Source organism: Nocardia sp. JW2 (genome assembly GCF_051843015.1).
Lineage (GTDB): Bacteria > Actinomycetota > Actinomycetes > Mycobacteriales > Mycobacteriaceae > Nocardia > Nocardia coubleae.
The window spans coordinates 1-15,086 of record NZ_JBPXLK010000010.1 but is presented as its reverse complement, the minus strand read 5'-3'; the positions used below and the strand labels follow the sequence as shown (position 1 = coordinate 15,086).

General features: G+C 67.8%; 13 protein-coding genes. 7 read left to right on the top strand and 6 right to left on the bottom strand.

Annotation, left to right across the window (positions count from 1 at the left end):
* Positions 1 to 117: 117 nt before the first annotated feature.
* Positions 118 to 1,041 carry an alpha/beta fold hydrolase gene (locus ACSVDM_RS15970; protein WP_439265818.1) on the top strand — a complete coding sequence of 308 codons (924 nt, stop codon included), beginning with the start codon at positions 118 to 120 and terminating at the stop codon, positions 1,039 to 1,041.
* Between the two features lie 193 nt (positions 1,042 to 1,234).
* Positions 1,235 to 1,525, top strand: coding sequence for a hypothetical protein (locus ACSVDM_RS15965; RefSeq protein ID WP_067497270.1), 291 nt, complete (start codon positions 1,235 to 1,237; stop codon positions 1,523 to 1,525).
* A gap of 108 nt (positions 1,526 to 1,633) precedes the next feature.
* Here ACSVDM_RS15965 and ACSVDM_RS15960 read toward each other — a convergent pair whose 3' ends face one another.
* The gene (locus ACSVDM_RS15960; RefSeq protein ID WP_439265817.1) at positions 1,634 to 2,818 is read right to left on the bottom strand and encodes an acetyl-CoA acetyltransferase; all 1,185 of its coding nucleotides are present in this window, start codon (positions 2,816 to 2,818) and stop codon (positions 1,634 to 1,636) included.
* A gap of 167 nt (positions 2,819 to 2,985) precedes the next feature.
* Between ACSVDM_RS15960 and ACSVDM_RS15955 the strand changes: the two genes are divergently transcribed.
* From ACSVDM_RS15955 to ACSVDM_RS15945, 3 genes are read left to right on the top strand one after another with little or no spacing between them, the layout of a single operon-like run.
* Positions 2,986 to 3,858, top strand: coding sequence for a hypothetical protein (locus tag ACSVDM_RS15955; protein ID WP_439265815.1), 873 nt, complete (start codon positions 2,986 to 2,988; stop codon positions 3,856 to 3,858).
* A 29-nt stretch (positions 3,859 to 3,887) separates the two neighbouring features.
* A complete protein-coding gene (locus tag ACSVDM_RS15950) occupies positions 3,888 to 5,813 on the top strand; it encodes a fumarate reductase/succinate dehydrogenase flavoprotein subunit (RefSeq protein WP_439265814.1) in 1,926 nt (641 codons plus the stop codon).
* A 2-nt stretch (positions 5,814 to 5,815) separates the two neighbouring features.
* Positions 5,816 to 6,559 (top strand): succinate dehydrogenase/fumarate reductase iron-sulfur subunit, encoded by a 744-nt coding sequence (locus tag ACSVDM_RS15945; RefSeq protein WP_439265812.1) that lies wholly within the window; start codon positions 5,816 to 5,818, stop codon positions 6,557 to 6,559.
* A 249-nt stretch (positions 6,560 to 6,808) separates the two neighbouring features.
* On the opposite strand, the gene ACSVDM_RS15940 is transcribed toward ACSVDM_RS15945, so the two are convergent.
* The 5 genes from ACSVDM_RS15940 to ACSVDM_RS15920 form a co-directional block, all read right to left on the bottom strand.
* On the bottom strand, positions 6,809 to 7,021 hold the full coding sequence (locus ACSVDM_RS15940) for a DUF397 domain-containing protein (RefSeq protein ID WP_067497277.1): 213 nt from the start codon (positions 7,019 to 7,021) through the stop codon (positions 6,809 to 6,811).
* The gene (locus ACSVDM_RS15935; protein WP_067497279.1) at positions 7,018 to 7,218 is read right to left on the bottom strand and encodes a DUF397 domain-containing protein; all 201 of its coding nucleotides are present in this window, start codon (positions 7,216 to 7,218) and stop codon (positions 7,018 to 7,020) included. Before ACSVDM_RS15935 ends, ACSVDM_RS15940 begins: the two co-directional genes overlap by 4 nt.
* Complete coding sequence (locus ACSVDM_RS15930) at positions 7,215 to 8,114, bottom strand: helix-turn-helix domain-containing protein (protein WP_356985431.1); 900 nt, start codon at positions 8,112 to 8,114, stop codon at positions 7,215 to 7,217. Before ACSVDM_RS15930 ends, ACSVDM_RS15935 begins: the two co-directional genes overlap by 4 nt.
* A 79-nt stretch (positions 8,115 to 8,193) precedes the next feature.
* Positions 8,194 to 9,129 (bottom strand): DNA-3-methyladenine glycosylase family protein, encoded by a 936-nt coding sequence (locus tag ACSVDM_RS15925; RefSeq protein ID WP_439265810.1) that lies wholly within the window; start codon positions 9,127 to 9,129, stop codon positions 8,194 to 8,196.
* A gap of 229 nt (positions 9,130 to 9,358) precedes the next feature.
* The gene (locus ACSVDM_RS15920) at positions 9,359 to 12,280 is read right to left on the bottom strand and encodes an FAD-binding and (Fe-S)-binding domain-containing protein (protein ID WP_439265808.1); all 2,922 of its coding nucleotides are present in this window, start codon (positions 12,278 to 12,280) and stop codon (positions 9,359 to 9,361) included.
* Positions 12,281 to 12,606: 326 nt separating this feature from the next.
* Between ACSVDM_RS15920 and ACSVDM_RS15915 the strand changes: the two genes are divergently transcribed.
* A complete protein-coding gene (locus ACSVDM_RS15915; RefSeq protein WP_439265806.1) occupies positions 12,607 to 14,490 on the top strand; it encodes an ABC transporter ATP-binding protein in 1,884 nt (627 codons plus the stop codon).
* 104 nt (positions 14,491 to 14,594) lie between these two features.
* A complete protein-coding gene (locus ACSVDM_RS15910; RefSeq protein ID WP_439265804.1) occupies positions 14,595 to 14,894 on the top strand; it encodes a hypothetical protein in 300 nt (99 codons plus the stop codon).
* Positions 14,895 to 15,086 lie beyond the last annotated feature (192 nt).

Sequence of the window (15,086 nt, the reverse complement as noted above, 5' to 3'; positions counted from 1 at the left end):
GCCGGAGTCTTTTGCGCATCGGCTGAATAACGCGAGGCATGCCCGGTTAACGCCAGGGCTACCTAGGTCGAAACACCACCACAGCCCGCGCACGCAGTCGACCAGGAGGCCCAGCCCATGGACACCACAACGGCCGAGGCCCGCCGCTGCACCGTCGTCGCCGACGACGGCACGCCGATCGCCACCCGCACCTACGGCTCCCCCGACGCCCCGATGACCGTCGTCTTCGTGCACGGCCACTGCCTGCACACCGAATCGTGGGCACACCTGCGCGAACAGCTGCGTACCCGGTGGAGTTCGGACACCAAGATGGTCTTCTACGACCACCGCGGCCACGGCGAATCCGGCCACGCCCACCACGACACCTACACCATCGACCAGCTCGCCACCGACCTCGACGCGGTGCTGCGCACGATCGCGCCGGCCGGTCCGGTGGTGCTGGTCGGGCACTCGATGGGCGCCATGGTGCTGCTCGCCTACGCCCGGCTGTACCCGGAGACCATCGGCACGCGGGTCACCGGCGTCGGCCTCATCGCGGGCGCGGCGGGTGGGCTCACCGAGCTGGGTCTCGGCAGACTGCTCAACCGGCACGCCGTCGCCTCCCTGCAGCGCGCGGTGGTCCACGCACCACGGGTGATGCAGGCCTCGAAGCGCCTGTCACGCTGGGTGTTCGGGCCCCTGATCCGCGAGGGCCGCGAGCGCACCAGGACGACGGCGATCGCCACGGCGATCCTCAACGAGACCGCACTGCTCACCATGGCGGGCTTCCTGAACTCGCTGCTGACTTTCGACGAGGCGCACACCCTGCGCCGCTTCGGCGACCTGCCCGCACTGGTGCTCGCCGGGTCGGCCGACCTGATGGTGCCGTTCACCCATTCGATCGCGCTGGCCTCGGAGCTGGCCGGTGCCGAACTGGTGCGGATCGAGGGCGCCGGTCACAGCGTGATTCTCGAACACGCCGAGGAAGTGGCCCACGCCATCGCGGCGCTGGTGGAGCGGGCCGGTGTGAGCGTTCACAACCGCTACGCCATCGCGGGCTGACATCCAACAGTTATCCGACGGCAACCGCCGAATCCCCAGCAACTTCGGGCGTAAACCGAAAAGATCAGTTACTGTGGTGGAGATCACGTTGTGTGGTGAGTCACACAGCTCGGTGCAGCGCGGCCCGGGAGCTTTTCGGGCGTGCCCGTGATCCGGCGAGTCGGTATGCCCGCCATATACCCAGGAGGTAACGATGACACGCAGCGATATCGCGGAACTGCGCTACGCGGTCGGCCAACTCCGGCAATCGATCGGCGCACTGCGCTCCAACTACGGCGACGCGGCCACCGTGCGCCGGTTGGAGAACGACCTCGAGCGGCTCGTCATCGACGCCGAGGACTTCGAGCAGGCGCCCCCGCCGGAACTGGCCGTGCCGCGCCGGGCGGAACCGATCTATGTTCCCGACAGCAAGTCCGACGAGGCGGCCTGGATGGGTGCGCAGGACGAGGGCCTCGGCTTCCACTCGCGGCCGAGGACCAAGTAGAAGCACGACCTCGGCGCGGCAGCCTCCGGGTTGCCGCGCCGAGGCCTGTCAGCGGCGTACGGGCCTGACACTGCCGCGTGTGGCTCGCCCGCGGTACCGGCCGACCGCTCAGGCGCGGTGTCTACCCAATCGGCGACCGCCGCGGACACCGTGGAAGCGGGCACCGCGTGGGGTCTCCACCGGCTCGTCGGATTCGGCCGATTCGAACAGCGCGGCAATGCCGTGGTCGTGGCCGAGGGCGATGGCTTCCAACCCGAATCGCCCACCGGTGCGGCCGAGTTCGTGCAGCATCGTGGTCATGATCCGCAGGCCGGTCGCACCGACCGGGTGACCGAGCGCGATGTCGGAGCCGTTCACATTGAGGCGGTCGAGCGGATCGAGTTCCCAGGCGGTGGCCAGGGCCAGCACCTCCACCGCGTAGCCCTCGTTGATCTCCAGCAGATCGACATCGTCGAGCGTGTGACCGGTGCGGCCGAGCAGTTTGGCGACCGCCGGTGCGGCACCGAGCGCGGGTCCCGAGGTGTCACAGCCCGCGGCGGCCCAGCCCGCGAGGAAGGCCATCGGGGTCAGGCCGAGCGAGGTCAGCCGGTCCTCGGCGACGACCAGGCAGGCCGACGCACCGAGCCGGTGGCTGCTCATGTTCCCCACCGTCACCACGCCGTCGGGCAGCAGGGGCCGCAGACCGGCCAGGGTGTGTGTGGACAGGTCGTCGCGCACGCCTTCGTCCCGGCCGATCTGGTGACCACCGTGTCCCGGGCCGACGTCCACCGGAACCACTTCCGCGCCGAACGCGCCCTGGCGCCAGGCCCGCGCGGCTTTGCGATGACTGGCCACGGCGAATTCGTCGGCCGCGGCGCGGTCGATCCCGTAGTAGCCCGCCAGCCCTTCGGCATTGTGCAGACCCTCGACGCCACCGGGTAGCCCGGCCGGGGTGGTCACGCATTCCACTCCCCCGGCGACCACCACGTCGGCGGCACCGGTCTGCACCATCATGGCCGCGGTGATCACGGCCTGCAGCCCGCTGCCGCCGTGCCGGTCGGTGAGAAAGCCGGGCACCGCGAACGGCAGCCCCGCGCCCCGGGCGGCCAGCGCACCGACGGCAGGCACGTTCGCCAGGCCGCCGTCGACGCAGGCCATGGCGACGTCCTCGATGCGCAGCGGGTCGATGCCGGAGCGTTCGATCACCGCCGAAAGGACCGTGGTCGCCAGCCACTCGGCGGGCATTCCCGACAGCGCTCCGCCCTCCACCCCGCTCGGGGTGCGGACCGGCGCCACGATCGCGGCTCTTCTCATGGCCATAGGGCACCACACGTTTGTTGCACGGGCATGACGCGCCTTCACAGGCGCAACGCTGTGATGGAGATCACCGCCATGCGAGGCAGGTGAGTGCGTGCGACCCGACTCGAGCGGCCGGAACACAGGCGTATGGTGCTCCACATCACAGTCCACAGCGGTGGGGAATGATTGCCGCCGCACACCTGCAGAGCAGCGAGGCATCGACCGTGAGTGCCGCACCGACCACCACCCCCGCCGCGGGGACCGGCGTCTTCAGCCGAACAAGGGCCCGTATCGCCGCGCGCACATTGCGCACCGACCGCTGGTGGCTGCCGCCGCTGCTCACCACCCTCGGCCTGACCGCCTTCGTCGCCTACGCGACGGTCAGATCATTTGTGCGCACGGCCTATTGGGTGCCGGAGTACCACTATCTGACGCCGTTCTACTCCCCCTGCCTCAGCGATTCGTGTGTGCCGGGTTCGAGTCATTTCGGTACGCCGTTTCCCGAGCTGCCGATGTGGATTCCGCTCGGGTTCGTGGTGCTGCCGTTCCTGCTCGGGTTCCGGCTCACCTGCTACTACTACCGCAAGGCCTACTACCGGTCGATGTGGATGTCGCCGCCGGCGTGTGCGGTGGCCGAACCGCACGCGCGCTACAGCGGCGAGACGCGTCTGCCGCTCATCATCCAGAACGCGCACCGCTACTTCTTCTATGTGGCGCTGGTCGTTTCACTGATCAACACCTACGACGCACTGTCGGCGTTCCACGGCAGCGGCGGCGGTTTCGGCTTCGGCCTGGGCAATGTGGTGTTGCTGGTGAACGTCGTCCTGCTGTGGGCGTACACGCTGTCGTGCCATTCGTGCAGGCATATCGCGGGCGGCAGGCTCAAGCATTTCTCGGCTCACCCGGTGCGGTACTGGTTCTGGACTCAGGTATCCAAACTCAACACCCGCCACATGGCGCTGGCCTGGACCACGCTCGGCACCCTCGTCCTCACCGACTTCTACGTGATGTTGGTGGCAAGCCAGACCATTTCGGATCTGCGGTTCGTGAACTGAACCGCGACAACGCGAGGAGCTTCATTTCGATGCCAGAGGTGGAACGGCACGACTACGACGTCGTGGTGATCGGGGCGGGCGGCGCGGGTCTGCGAGCCGTGATCGAGGCACGCGAGCAAGGCTTTTCGGTGGCGGTGGTGTGTAAGTCGCTGTTCGGCAAGGCACACACCGTGATGGCCGAGGGCGGGTGCGCGGCCTCGATGGGCAATGCCAACGAGAAGGACAACTGGCAGACCCACTTCAAGGACACGATGCGCGGCGGCAAGTTCCTCAACAACTGGCGGATGGCCGAGCTGCACGCCCGCGAGGCAGCCGACCGGGTGTGGGAGCTGGAAACCTATGGGGCACTGTTCGATCGGACACCCGACGGACGCATCTCCCAGCGCAACTTCGGTGGCCACACCTACCCGCGTCTGGCGCACGTGGGTGACCGCACGGGGCTGGAACTGATCCGGACCATGCAGCAGAAGATCGTGTCGCTGCAACAGGAGGACTACGCGGCGACCGGCGATTACGAGGCGCGGATCAAGGTCTTCGCCGAGTGCACGATCACCCAGCTGCTCACCGAGGACGGAAAGATCGCCGGTGCGTTCGGTTACTACCGCGAGTCGGGGCAATTCGTGCTGTTCCGGGCGCCTGCGGTGGTGCTCGCGACCGGTGGTATCGGCAAGTCCTACAAGGTCACCTCGAACTCGTGGGAGTACACCGGCGACGGGCACGCCCTCGCGCTGCGCGCAGGCGCCACCCTGATCAATATGGAGTTCCTGCAATTCCATCCGACGGGCATGGTGTGGCCGCCGAGTGTGAAGGGGATCCTCGTCACGGAGGGTGTGCGCGGTGACGGTGGCGTGCTGAAGAACTCCGAGGGCAAGCGGTTCATGTTCGACTACATCCCGCCGGTGTTCAAGGGCCAATACGCCGAGACCGAGGACGAGGCCGATCAGTGGTTGCGCGACAACGACTCCGCGCGCCGCACCCCCGACCTGCTCCCCCGCGACGAAGTGGCACGCGCGATCAACGAAGAGGTGAAGGCGGGCCGCGGCACCGAACACGGTGGGGTGTACCTGGATATCGCGTCCCGGATGCCCGCCGAGGAGATCGTGCGGCGGTTGCCGTCGATGCATCACCAGTTCAAGGAGCTGGCCGATGTGGACATCACCGCCGAACCGATGGAGGTCGGCCCGACCTGTCACTACGTGATGGGTGGTATCGAGGTCGATCCCGACACCGGTGCGGCCGTAGTGCCCGGATTGTTCGCGGCCGGTGAGTGTTCCGGCGGCATGCACGGTTCCAATCGGCTGGGCGGGAATTCCTTGTCGGATCTGCTGGTGTTCGGCAGAAGGGCCGGTCTCGGCGCCGCGGCCTACGTCGGTGGGCTGACCGAGCGCCCCGCACCCACCGACGCCGATATCGAGTCGGCGGCGAAAACGGCTCTCGCACCGTTCGATCCGCCGACGGACGGCGCAGGCGAAAACCCCTACACCCTGCACGCCGAGCTGCAGGAGACGATGAACGACCTCGTCGGCATCATCCGCAAGGAGCACGAGGTGCGCGAGGCCATCGACAAACTGGCCGACCTGCGCGCCAGGTACGCACGGGTCACCGTGGTCGGCAACCGGCACTTCAACCCCGGCTGGCACCTGGCGCTCGACCTGGCCAACATGCTGCTGGTGAGTGAATGCGTTGCCCAGGCGGCGCTGTTGCGCACCGAGAGCCGAGGTGGACACACCCGCGACGACCACCCGGGCATGGATCCGACCTGGCGCAATTCGCTGCTGGTCTGCGCCCTCGACCCGGCGCGCTCGGACGGACTGGTTCCCGGCGTCACCGTCACCCGCAAGGAACAGACTCCCATGCGCGAGGACCTGCTGGCCCTGTTCGAATTCTCCGAGCTCGAAAAGTACTACACCGAGCAAGAATTGGCGGCCCACCCGGCGGCCGAAGGAAAGGCGTGACCATGGGATACGACGCTCGTTTCCGGGTCTGGCGCGGTGACATCGACGGCGGCGACCTGCAGGACTACACCGTCGCGGTGAACGAGGGCGAGGTGGTGCTCGACATCATCCACCGCCTGCAGGCCACCCAGACCCCCGACCTGGCGGTGCGCTGGAATTGCAAGGCGGGCAAGTGCGGTTCGTGTTCGGCGGAGGTGAACGGGCGGCCACGGCTGCTGTGCATGACCCGCATGTCGACGTTCGCTCCCGACGAGGTCATCACGGTGACCCCGATGCGCACCTTCCCGGTGGTCAAGGATCTCGTCACCGACGTGTCGTTCAACTACGAGAAGGCCAGGGAGATACCGTCTTTCGCGCCGCCGGAGCTGGCGCCGGGAGAGTACCGGATGAAGCAGGTCGACGTGGAGCGCTCGCAGGAGTTCCGCAAGTGCATCGAGTGTTTCCTGTGCCAGAACACCTGTCACGTGGTGCGCGACCACGAGGAGAACAAGCAGGAATTCGCCGGGCCGCGTTACCTGATGCGCATCGCGGAACTGGAGATGCACCCGCTCGATACCGCCGACCGACGCGAACTCGCCCAGGAGGAAGCGGGTCTCGGCTATTGCAATATCACCAAATGTTGCACCGAGGTGTGCCCGGAACACATCAAGATCACCGACAATGCGTTGATTCCGCTCAAGGAACGGGTGGTCGACCGCAAATACGATCCGATTGTCTGGCTCGGCAATAAATTGTTCCGGCGGTGAGACCGTGGCTGTCCGCTACAAGACAGCCACGGTCCCTACCGCTACCGATCCGACCAGTAATCCGATGAACAGCGCCGCGAGCAACGATCCGGTGAGTGTGTAGATTCCGATCGCCGATACCGCGAAAAGCAGGATCACGATCAGGCGTTCCACCCCGTCCTCAGGCGCCAGCCTCCGGTACCGGGGTGCAGTTTTCTTCAACCCTCGGTCCATGGAGAAGGATTACCCACCGCGGGCATTCGGCAAACGTTACGGGCGGTCGAACTCACCGTCGTGTACGCCCGCCGTGAACGCCGCCCATTCGCTCGGGGTGAAGATGAGCACCGGGCCGTCGGGGTTCTTGCCGTCACGCAGGGCTACGTTGCCCTCGTCGAGCATCGCCACCTCGACGCTCGCGTCGTCACCGTCGCCTGCGCGCTGCCAGGTGGCCCCGGTGAGGTCGATATCGCGTTTGGTGTTCACGCCAGTACCCCGGTGTCGATGCTGCGGGTAAAGGCGTCCCAGCTCGGTCCGTCGAAGACCAGCGCGGGCCCGGCCGGATTCTTGCTGTCACGCACGCCGACGTGCCCGCCGAACAGAAAGGCAACTTCCACGCAATCTTTGTTCGCGCTGCTGCGGGTGCTCTTGAACCAGTGTGCGTCGACGAGATCGAAACTCATGCCACATACTCCTTCGCGACCCGCCGGAGCAGGTCTCTACTCGGTTGACAATCCAGCGCATGGCGCCGGAGGCACTCGTGAGCCCGGTCGTACCGTGTGACATCCGTGCGTCGTTCCAGGTAGAGGTCGCCGGTAAAGCCTTCGGCGTACACCACCGGTGGTTCGACCGGTTTACCGCTGCCATCGGTGCCGAACTCGAGAACCGTGAAAGGTCCGGTGGAGACTCCGAGTGGAACACCGGCGGCAAACGGCAGAATACGCAGTGCGACATTGCCCCGGGTACCGAAATCGGCAAGATGGCGCAACTGCGCAGCCATCACCTTGGCATTACCGACGACGCGATGCAAGACCGACTCGTGCACAACCACATCGAGTTCGGCCGGTTCGTGTTCGCGCCCGATCAGGGTCTGGCGTTGCATGCGCAGCGACACGCGCCGTTCGAGTTCGGCGGGTGAATCCTTCGGGCAGGCAAGCTGATTCAGTGTGCGCACATAGTCCGCGGTCTGCAGCAGACCGGGGACGAGCTCGGATTGATAAGTGCGCAGGGTGCGGGCGGAGGCCTCCAATCCGATGTAGATGTCGAAGTTCTCGGGAATGAGATCGCCGTACGCGTGCCACCAACTCTTGACGGCGGCCTGCTGAGCCAGGCCCGCCAGTCCGTCGGTCACCTCGCGCGGAACGCCGTAGATGCGGCAGAGTTCGTTGATATCGATGGTGCGGATGCGGTCGGCGTGGCCCTTTTCCAGGCGTTGCAGGGTGCTCGCGCCCCATTCCATGCGTTTGGCCGCCTCGGCGATGGTCAGGCCCGCCTTGGTCCGCCATTCACGCAGATGGCGGCCGAGTTGACGGCGCGGCAGCGTAGACGCCGCCGGAGTTCGGTTAGATGCAGTGGCCACAGCCGTGCTCCTTCGATTCGCGCTGTGGGGAATCCTGCACTCTCCCTTGGGTTCCGTGCAGTGAATTGGGGCCGATCGATCAGCGGTCGCGGTGATCGGTGATCGGGGTGCGCGGGCCGAATTTGGGTTTGTGGGCCTGGCCGCTGAGCATGAGCAGACGCACGGCCCGATACCGGTGTGGGCGAAGAGGTTCCAGGTAGGCGACCATGGCGTGGTCGTCGATGGGGCGCCCGAGCAGGCTCCAGCCGACGGTGGCGGCCAGGTGGTAGTCGCCGACGGAGAGGGCGTCGGCGTCACCGAACGCGCGCTGTGCGGTCTCGGCGACGGTCCACACGCCGATGCCGGGGATGCTGCGCAGCCGGGTCGCCGCTTCGCGCGGGTCGAGGCAGGCGGTGCGTTCGATGGCGTCGGCCACGCGGGCGGCGCGCACGATCGTCTGCGCGCGCTGTGGGCCCACATTCGCCCGGTGGAATTTCCACGACGGTATCCGCCGCCAGGTGTCGGCGTCCGGCGCGATCATCAGGTCGCCCGGACCGGGGGCCTTGGTGCCGAACTCGCGCACCAGCGTGCGGTACGCCGCGAACGAGGACTTGGTGTGCACCTTCTGTTCGAGAATCGCCGGGATCAGCGATTCGAGCACCAGGCCGGTGCGCAGCATCCGCAGACCGGGGACGCGGCGGTGCGCCTCGACCAGCTTGGGATGCTCGGGGGCGAAATCCTCGACGTTCTCCTCGAGGCACAGCATGCGGTCCAGGCCGCTGAGGAACTCCTCCGCACCGGGACCCCAGGCGCGCGCGTGCACGCCGTCACGGCCGTCCTGGGTCAACCGGTAGGTGACCGGGCCGCTGGGCAGGCGCGAGGCATGCCAGTGCGAGCCGTCCGGGTCGGTGCGATGGCAGGGATCGCCCATTCCCCGGCGCAGGGGCGCCACCGTGAGCCCCACGTCGAAGGGCCTGCTCGACCGGACCGTCCGCGACAGCCCGGCCAGGTCCGGGTTCAGGGTCTGGTCACGCACCGACCCATTGTGCGCCCTTCTCCCCCGACGACGCCATTTCGTAATACCGACCACATTCGCGACGATGAAACCCTCGCCGGCAAACAGTCGGCATCCCCTCGTCACAGGAGGCAAACGGATGATCACGGACGCGCTCAACTGGCTGCTCGCCGCATGGGGCAATATCTTCGCAGGCAGCTCCGGGTATCAGATCCCGCCGGGCACCCTGCCCTTCGGCAGCTGAGCCTGCTCACCGTTCCAGCAGGTACCTGGCCAGATGCAGGCCGGGTCTGCGGGCCAGCTGGGCGGCCTGGGTGCGGCAGGAGAAGCCGTCGGCCAGGAAGACCGCGTCCGGTGCCAGCGTTTCCAGCGCCGGGAGCAGAGCGTTGTTCGCGACCGCTACGGAGATGTCGTAGTGGCCTTGCTGCATGCCGAAGTTTCCGGCGAGCCCGCAGCAACCGGCCAGTTCCCGAACCGTCACGCCCATCGCCGCGAGGATGGTTCGTTCGGCGGTGAAGCCGCCGACGGCGTGCTGGTGGCAGTGCGGCTGGACGACCACCGTGTCCGCGCGGGCCGGTGGTCGCCAGTCTGGGTGCTCGAGGAGGAATTCGGCGAGCGTGCGGACCGATGCGGCCACCCGGGCGGCGCGTGGGTCGTCGGGGAGCAGCTCGGGGAGGTCGGCGCGCAGGGTGGCGGTGCAGGACGGTTCCAGCCCGACCACCTTGCCGCCCTGGGCCACGTGGTCGGCAAGGGCGTCGACGGTGGCGCGCAGGCGGGTGCGGGCGCCGTCGAGCTGGCCGGTGCTGATCCAGGTGAGGCCGCAGCAGACGCGGGTGGCGGGGATGGCGACCCGGTAGCCGAGTCGTTCGAGAAGTTCTGTTGCGGCGAGGGCGTTTTCGGGGTCGAAGGTGTCGGTGAAGGTGTCGATCCAGAGCATGACGGTGCCGCGTTCACCCGGCCGAGTGGCATGTTCACGGTCGATCGCGAGCTGTGCGAAGGGAAGGTGCGCACTCGATAGTGGCTCGGTGCGCTGGTTTCCGCCCAGCGCCGACCACATTCGACGGAACGACTTCGGCGCCAGCGTGGGCATCTCGCGGCGAGTGTCTATGCGAGACAGGCGCATTCCGATTCGACGCAGGAAGGTTGCGCCGGCGAGCCTGTTGACCAGGCGTGGGGCACGTTGCGCCAGGACGAGCCAGCGGGGGAGTTGGCCGAGCACGTAATGATCCACAGGGCGCGGGCGGCGGCGGTAGCGGCGGTAGAGGGTTTCGGATTTGTAGGTGGCCATGTCGACACCTGCCGGGCAATCCGAGGAACAGGCCTTGCACGACAGGCACAGGTCGAGGGATTCCTCGACTTCCTTTGCGCGCCAGTCCAGTTCCCCACGGACCACTTCTTGGAGGACACGAGCGCGGCCACGTGTGGTGTCCTTTTCGTCGCCGGTCGCCAAGTACGACGGGCACATGAAGCCACCCGATGCACCGGTGTCGGCTCGGCACTTGCCGATTCCTACACATCTGTGCACAGCTGTGGATAAATCGCCGTCGTCGTTGTGGAGGGCGAAGCCATGGGCCCGGACCGGGCTCAGACCGGATACGCGCAGGTCGGTGTCGACGGGGCGGGGGGCGACCAGCACGCCCGGGTTCAGGATGTCGTCCGGGTCGAACAGAGATTTGAAGTCGGCGAAGGCGGTGCGTGCGGCCGGTGAGTACATTACTTCGAGCAGTTCGGAGCGGGCGCGGCCGTCACCGTGTTCGCCGGACAGTGAACCACCGTGGCGCACAACCAGATGCGTCGCGTCGAAGAGGAACGAGCGGAAGCGCTGTGGGGCGTCGGCGATGGGGAAGTCGAGGCGAACGTGGATGCAGCCGTCGCCGAGGTGGCCGTAGAGGAGCCCGGATACGTCGTATTCTTCGGTGAGCGAGGCGAATTCGCGTAGGTAGGTGCCGAGATTTTCCGGCGGGACTGCGGCGTCCTCCCAACCAGGCCAGGCCGGCTTGCCGTCGGGGGAGCGGCCGGCGAGGCCCGCACCGTCGGCCCGGATACGCCAGAGTGCTTTCGTCTCAGCGGGATCGGTGACTATGCGGTGGTCGTCGGCGTGGGCTCCTCTGACGAGTTGCCGAGCTACCGCCAGCGCTTCGGCGGGTGTGGCGCCTGCGGTTTCGACGAACAGCCAGCCGCGGCCGCGTGGAAGGTCGGGGACCGTACCGCGGTGGGTGCGCACGACATCGACCAGACCGGCATCGATTCCCTCCACCGCGATCGGTGCGCACTGCATGACGGCCGCGATATCGTCTGCGGCCGAGGCGATATCGGGGTAGCCGAGCACGGTGAGGACTGTCGCGTCCGGCAGGGGAGCAAGCCCGACTTCGGCCTCGAGCAGCAAGCCGCACGTTCCTTCCGAGCCGACGAAGGCCTTCGCTATCGACGAACCTCGTTCCGGCAAGAGGTGTTCCAGGCTGTATCCCGATGCCTGCCTGTCGAACCGGCCGAGTTCTGTCCGCAGCACCGCGAGGTTGTCGCGGGTGAATTCGGCCAGGCCCGGTATCGCGGAAAGCCCGGATGTTCGGAGGTCGCTGTCCAGCAATCTACCGTCGGCGTGCGACCGCGCAGGCGCGGAAGGGCCGGTGCCGAAGCGCCGCTCAGTGGCCGTTCCGTCGAGAATGCGCAGTTCACGGACCGTGTCGGAGGTTCGGCCCCAGGCCAGGGCGTGGGGGCCGCAGGCGTTGTTGCCGATCATGCCGCCGAGGGTGCAGCGGTCCTGGGTGGAGGGATCGGGACCGAAACGCAGGCCGTGCGGGCGCAGGTGGGCTTGGAGGTCGGAGAGTACGAGACCCGGTTGGACCCGAGCGGTTGCGGACTCCACGTCGACCGCACGCACGGCATTCATATGGCGGCTGAAATCGACGACGATCCCGGGGCCGATCGCGTTTCCGGCGACGGAGGTGCCCGCCCCACGCGGGGTCACGGACAGGCCGTTCTCGCGCGCGAATTCGAGCGTCGCCGCTACATCGTCGTCGCCGCGCGGGAAAACGACCATGGTTGGCCGGACGCGATAGTTGGAGGCGTCGGAGGAGTACTCGGCCAGTCTGCGCGAAGACACATCGACCACACAGCCGACCCGCGCTCGCAAAGCATCCGCCGCCCGCTCCGCATCCACGCGATTCGTCACTCGTCCAGCCTATTCCCGGTAGTTGCCTCGGCCCGGGCGCCCACCCGGACGCACGCCGGGCCATTCGGCACTACTCGGGTCGACCACCTCCGGCCGTGCCGCCGCAGCCGACCGGGGAGGCCAGCCTCAGCAAGGACCGGCCGGTCAGCCTGCAGAAGGGGCAGCGGGTCACCCCCGCACAGGCACCTGCACTCGGCACCATGCGGTTACTGCCACCTCCCGGTCCAGGTGCGTGGTGCCGAATTTCCGCTTGCTCTCAACCTAACTTGAGGTTCTACTGTCGGTGGGCAGGAGTTGACTGGGCGGGGAGCCGAGGGAGAGCACACATGAGTATCGAGTCCGTGGCCTACAGCCAGATGTATCGGCGGATGAACGCGCCGGAGGAGGAGCGGCCGTTCAGCATGGCCACCGCGCGCCGGATCCTGCTGTTCGCGCAGGCACATCGGCGCCGGATTTCGGCGTTCCTGCTGCTCAGCGTGGTTGCCGCCGTGCTCGGTGTCGCGACGCCGGTGCTGGCGGGCAAGGTGGTCAACGACATCGTGAATGGGTCGGCGCCGCGCACGGTGGTGATTCTGGCGCTCGCCATCGCGGGGTTGGCGATCGTCGACGCAGGCCTCGGGTTGGTGATCCGGTGGTTGTCGGCGCGGATCGGTGAGGGGCTGATCCTCGATCTGCGGACCGCCGTGTTCGACCATGTGCAGAAGATGCCGGTGGCGTTCTTCACCCGGACCAGGACCGGTGCGCTGGTGAGCCGGCTGAACTCCGATGTGATCGGAGCGCAGCGCGCGTTCAGCGACACCTTGTCCGGCGTGATCACCAACCTGGTGACGCTGCTGCTCACCCTCGCGGTGATGCTCAGCATCTCCTGGCAGATCACGCTGCTGGCACTCGTGCTGCTTCCGGTGTTCGTCATCCCGGCCCGGCGCGCGGGTAATCGGCTCGCGGAGATGCAGCGCGAGGCCGCCCAGCTCAACGCGGCCATGAGCACCCAGATGACCGAGCGGTTCTCCGCGCCCGGCGCCACCCTGGTGAAGCTGTTCGGCAGGCCACAGCAGGAATCGGCGGAATTCGCGGTCCGGGCCACCCGGGTGCGCGACATCGGGGTGCGCACGGCGATGCTGCAGACCACGTTCGTCACCTCGCTCACGCTGGTGTCGGCGCTGGCGCTGGCCCTGGTCTACGGTCTCGGCGGTTGGTACGCGCTGGCAGGCAGCCTCGACGCGGGGTCGGTCGTCGCGCTGTCGCTGCTGCTGACCAGGCTCTACACCCCGCTCACCGCGCTGGCGAGTGCCCGGCTCGAGATCATGTCGGCGCTGGTGAGCTTCGAGCGGGTGTTCGAGGTGCTGGATCTGAAGCCGCTGATCGAGGACGCGCCCGGCGCCGTCGCGGTGCCCGACGGCCCGGTCTCGGTGGAACTGGACGGCGTGCACTTCGGGTACCCGTCGGCCGACAAGGTGTCGCTCGCCTCGCTAGAAGACGTCGCCACGCTCGACACGCGCGGCGGGGTGGAGGTGCTCCACGATGTGTCGCTGCGCGCCGAGCCAGGCCAGCTGGTCGCGCTCGTCGGTTCCTCCGGTGCGGGCAAATCGACCATCGCCCAACTGGTTTCGCGCCTCTACGATGTCGACTCCGGCGCGGTCCGGCTCAACGGCACCGACGTGCGTGAGCTCACCACCGAATCGATCCAGCGCGCCGTCGGCCTGGTCACCCAGGACGGGCACCTGTTCCACGACACCATCCGCGCCAACCTGCTGCTCGCCCGCCCCGAGGCCACCGAAGACGAACTCTGGGACGCCCTGCACCGCGCCCGCCTCGGCGACCTGGTCGACTCGCTCACCGACGGCCTCGACACCGTCGTCGGCGAACGCGGCTACCGCCTCTCCGGCGGCGAACGCCAACGCCTCACCATCGCCCGCCTGTTGCTCAAGCAGCCGCGCGTGGTGATCCTCGACGAGGCGACCGCCTCCCTGGACTCCACCTCCGAAGCCGCCGTCCAGGAAGCCCTCACCGAGGCCCTCACCGGCCGCACCGCCCTGGTGATCGCCCACCGCCTCTCGACCATCCGCGCCGCCGACCAGATCCTCGTCCTGGAAGACGGCCGCATCATCGAACGCGGCACCCACGCCGACCTCCTCAACGCCGACGGCCGCTACGCCGAGCTGTACCGCACCCAGTTCGCCGACGACCCGATGACCCCCGCCATCGCCTGACCCAGGCACCACTCCGCCGGAAACCACCCGAGTCCACCACCGACCGCACTCCGCGCCCACCTGGCACCACCGCGAAACCCACTACCCGCCGACTGCGCGCCCACATGGCACCACCCCAAATCCGCCACCTACCGCACAACCTGGCCGCCTACCGCGCCCCCAGCCCACGTGGCACCACCGCAAGCTGGCCATCTACCGCACCCCCAGCCGACGCGGCACTGCTCAAGTCCCGCCGCTTACCGCACATCCCGTCCACCTGGCCACACCAGCTGGCCACTTGCCGCACTCCCAGCCCACGTGGCACCACCGCGAGCTGGCCACCTGCCGCACCCCCAGCCGACGCGGCACTGCTCGAGTCCCGCCACCTACCGCACACCCAGCCCACCTGGCACCACACCAGCTAGCCACCTGCCGAACCCCCAGCCCACGTGGCACCGCACAAGCTGGCCGCCTACCCCAAGGCCACGTGGCACCGCTCGAGTCCGCCACCTACCGCACACCCAGCCACACGGCACCACTTAAGTCCGCCATGACCGCACTCCCAACCCCGCACGACCCGACCTCGAGGAGGGTCCGCCGCGAAGCGGCGCAGCGGC

What these genes read in the sequence shown, in the direction of transcription:
- ACSVDM_RS15970 (WP_439265818.1), top strand. Translation starts at nt 118, where the DNA reads ATGGACACCACAACGGCCGAGGCCCGCCGCTGCACCGTCGTCGCCGAC.
- ACSVDM_RS15965 (WP_067497270.1), top strand. Translation starts at nt 1,235, where the DNA reads ATGACACGCAGCGATATCGCGGAACTGCGCTACGCGGTCGGCCAACTC.
- ACSVDM_RS15960 (WP_439265817.1), bottom strand. Translation starts at nt 2,818, where the DNA reads ATGAGAAGAGCCGCGATCGTGGCGCCGGTCCGCACCCCGAGCGGGGTG.
- ACSVDM_RS15955 (WP_439265815.1), top strand. Translation starts at nt 2,986, where the DNA reads ATGATTGCCGCCGCACACCTGCAGAGCAGCGAGGCATCGACCGTGAGT.
- ACSVDM_RS15950 (WP_439265814.1), top strand. Translation starts at nt 3,888, where the DNA reads ATGCCAGAGGTGGAACGGCACGACTACGACGTCGTGGTGATCGGGGCG.
- ACSVDM_RS15945 (WP_439265812.1), top strand. Translation starts at nt 5,816, where the DNA reads ATGGGATACGACGCTCGTTTCCGGGTCTGGCGCGGTGACATCGACGGC.
- ACSVDM_RS15935 (WP_067497279.1), bottom strand. Translation starts at nt 7,218, where the DNA reads ATGAGTTTCGATCTCGTCGACGCACACTGGTTCAAGAGCACCCGCAGC.
- ACSVDM_RS15915 (WP_439265806.1), top strand. Translation starts at nt 12,607, where the DNA reads ATGAGTATCGAGTCCGTGGCCTACAGCCAGATGTATCGGCGGATGAAC.
- ACSVDM_RS15910 (WP_439265804.1), top strand. Translation starts at nt 14,595, where the DNA reads ATGGCACCACCCCAAATCCGCCACCTACCGCACAACCTGGCCGCCTAC.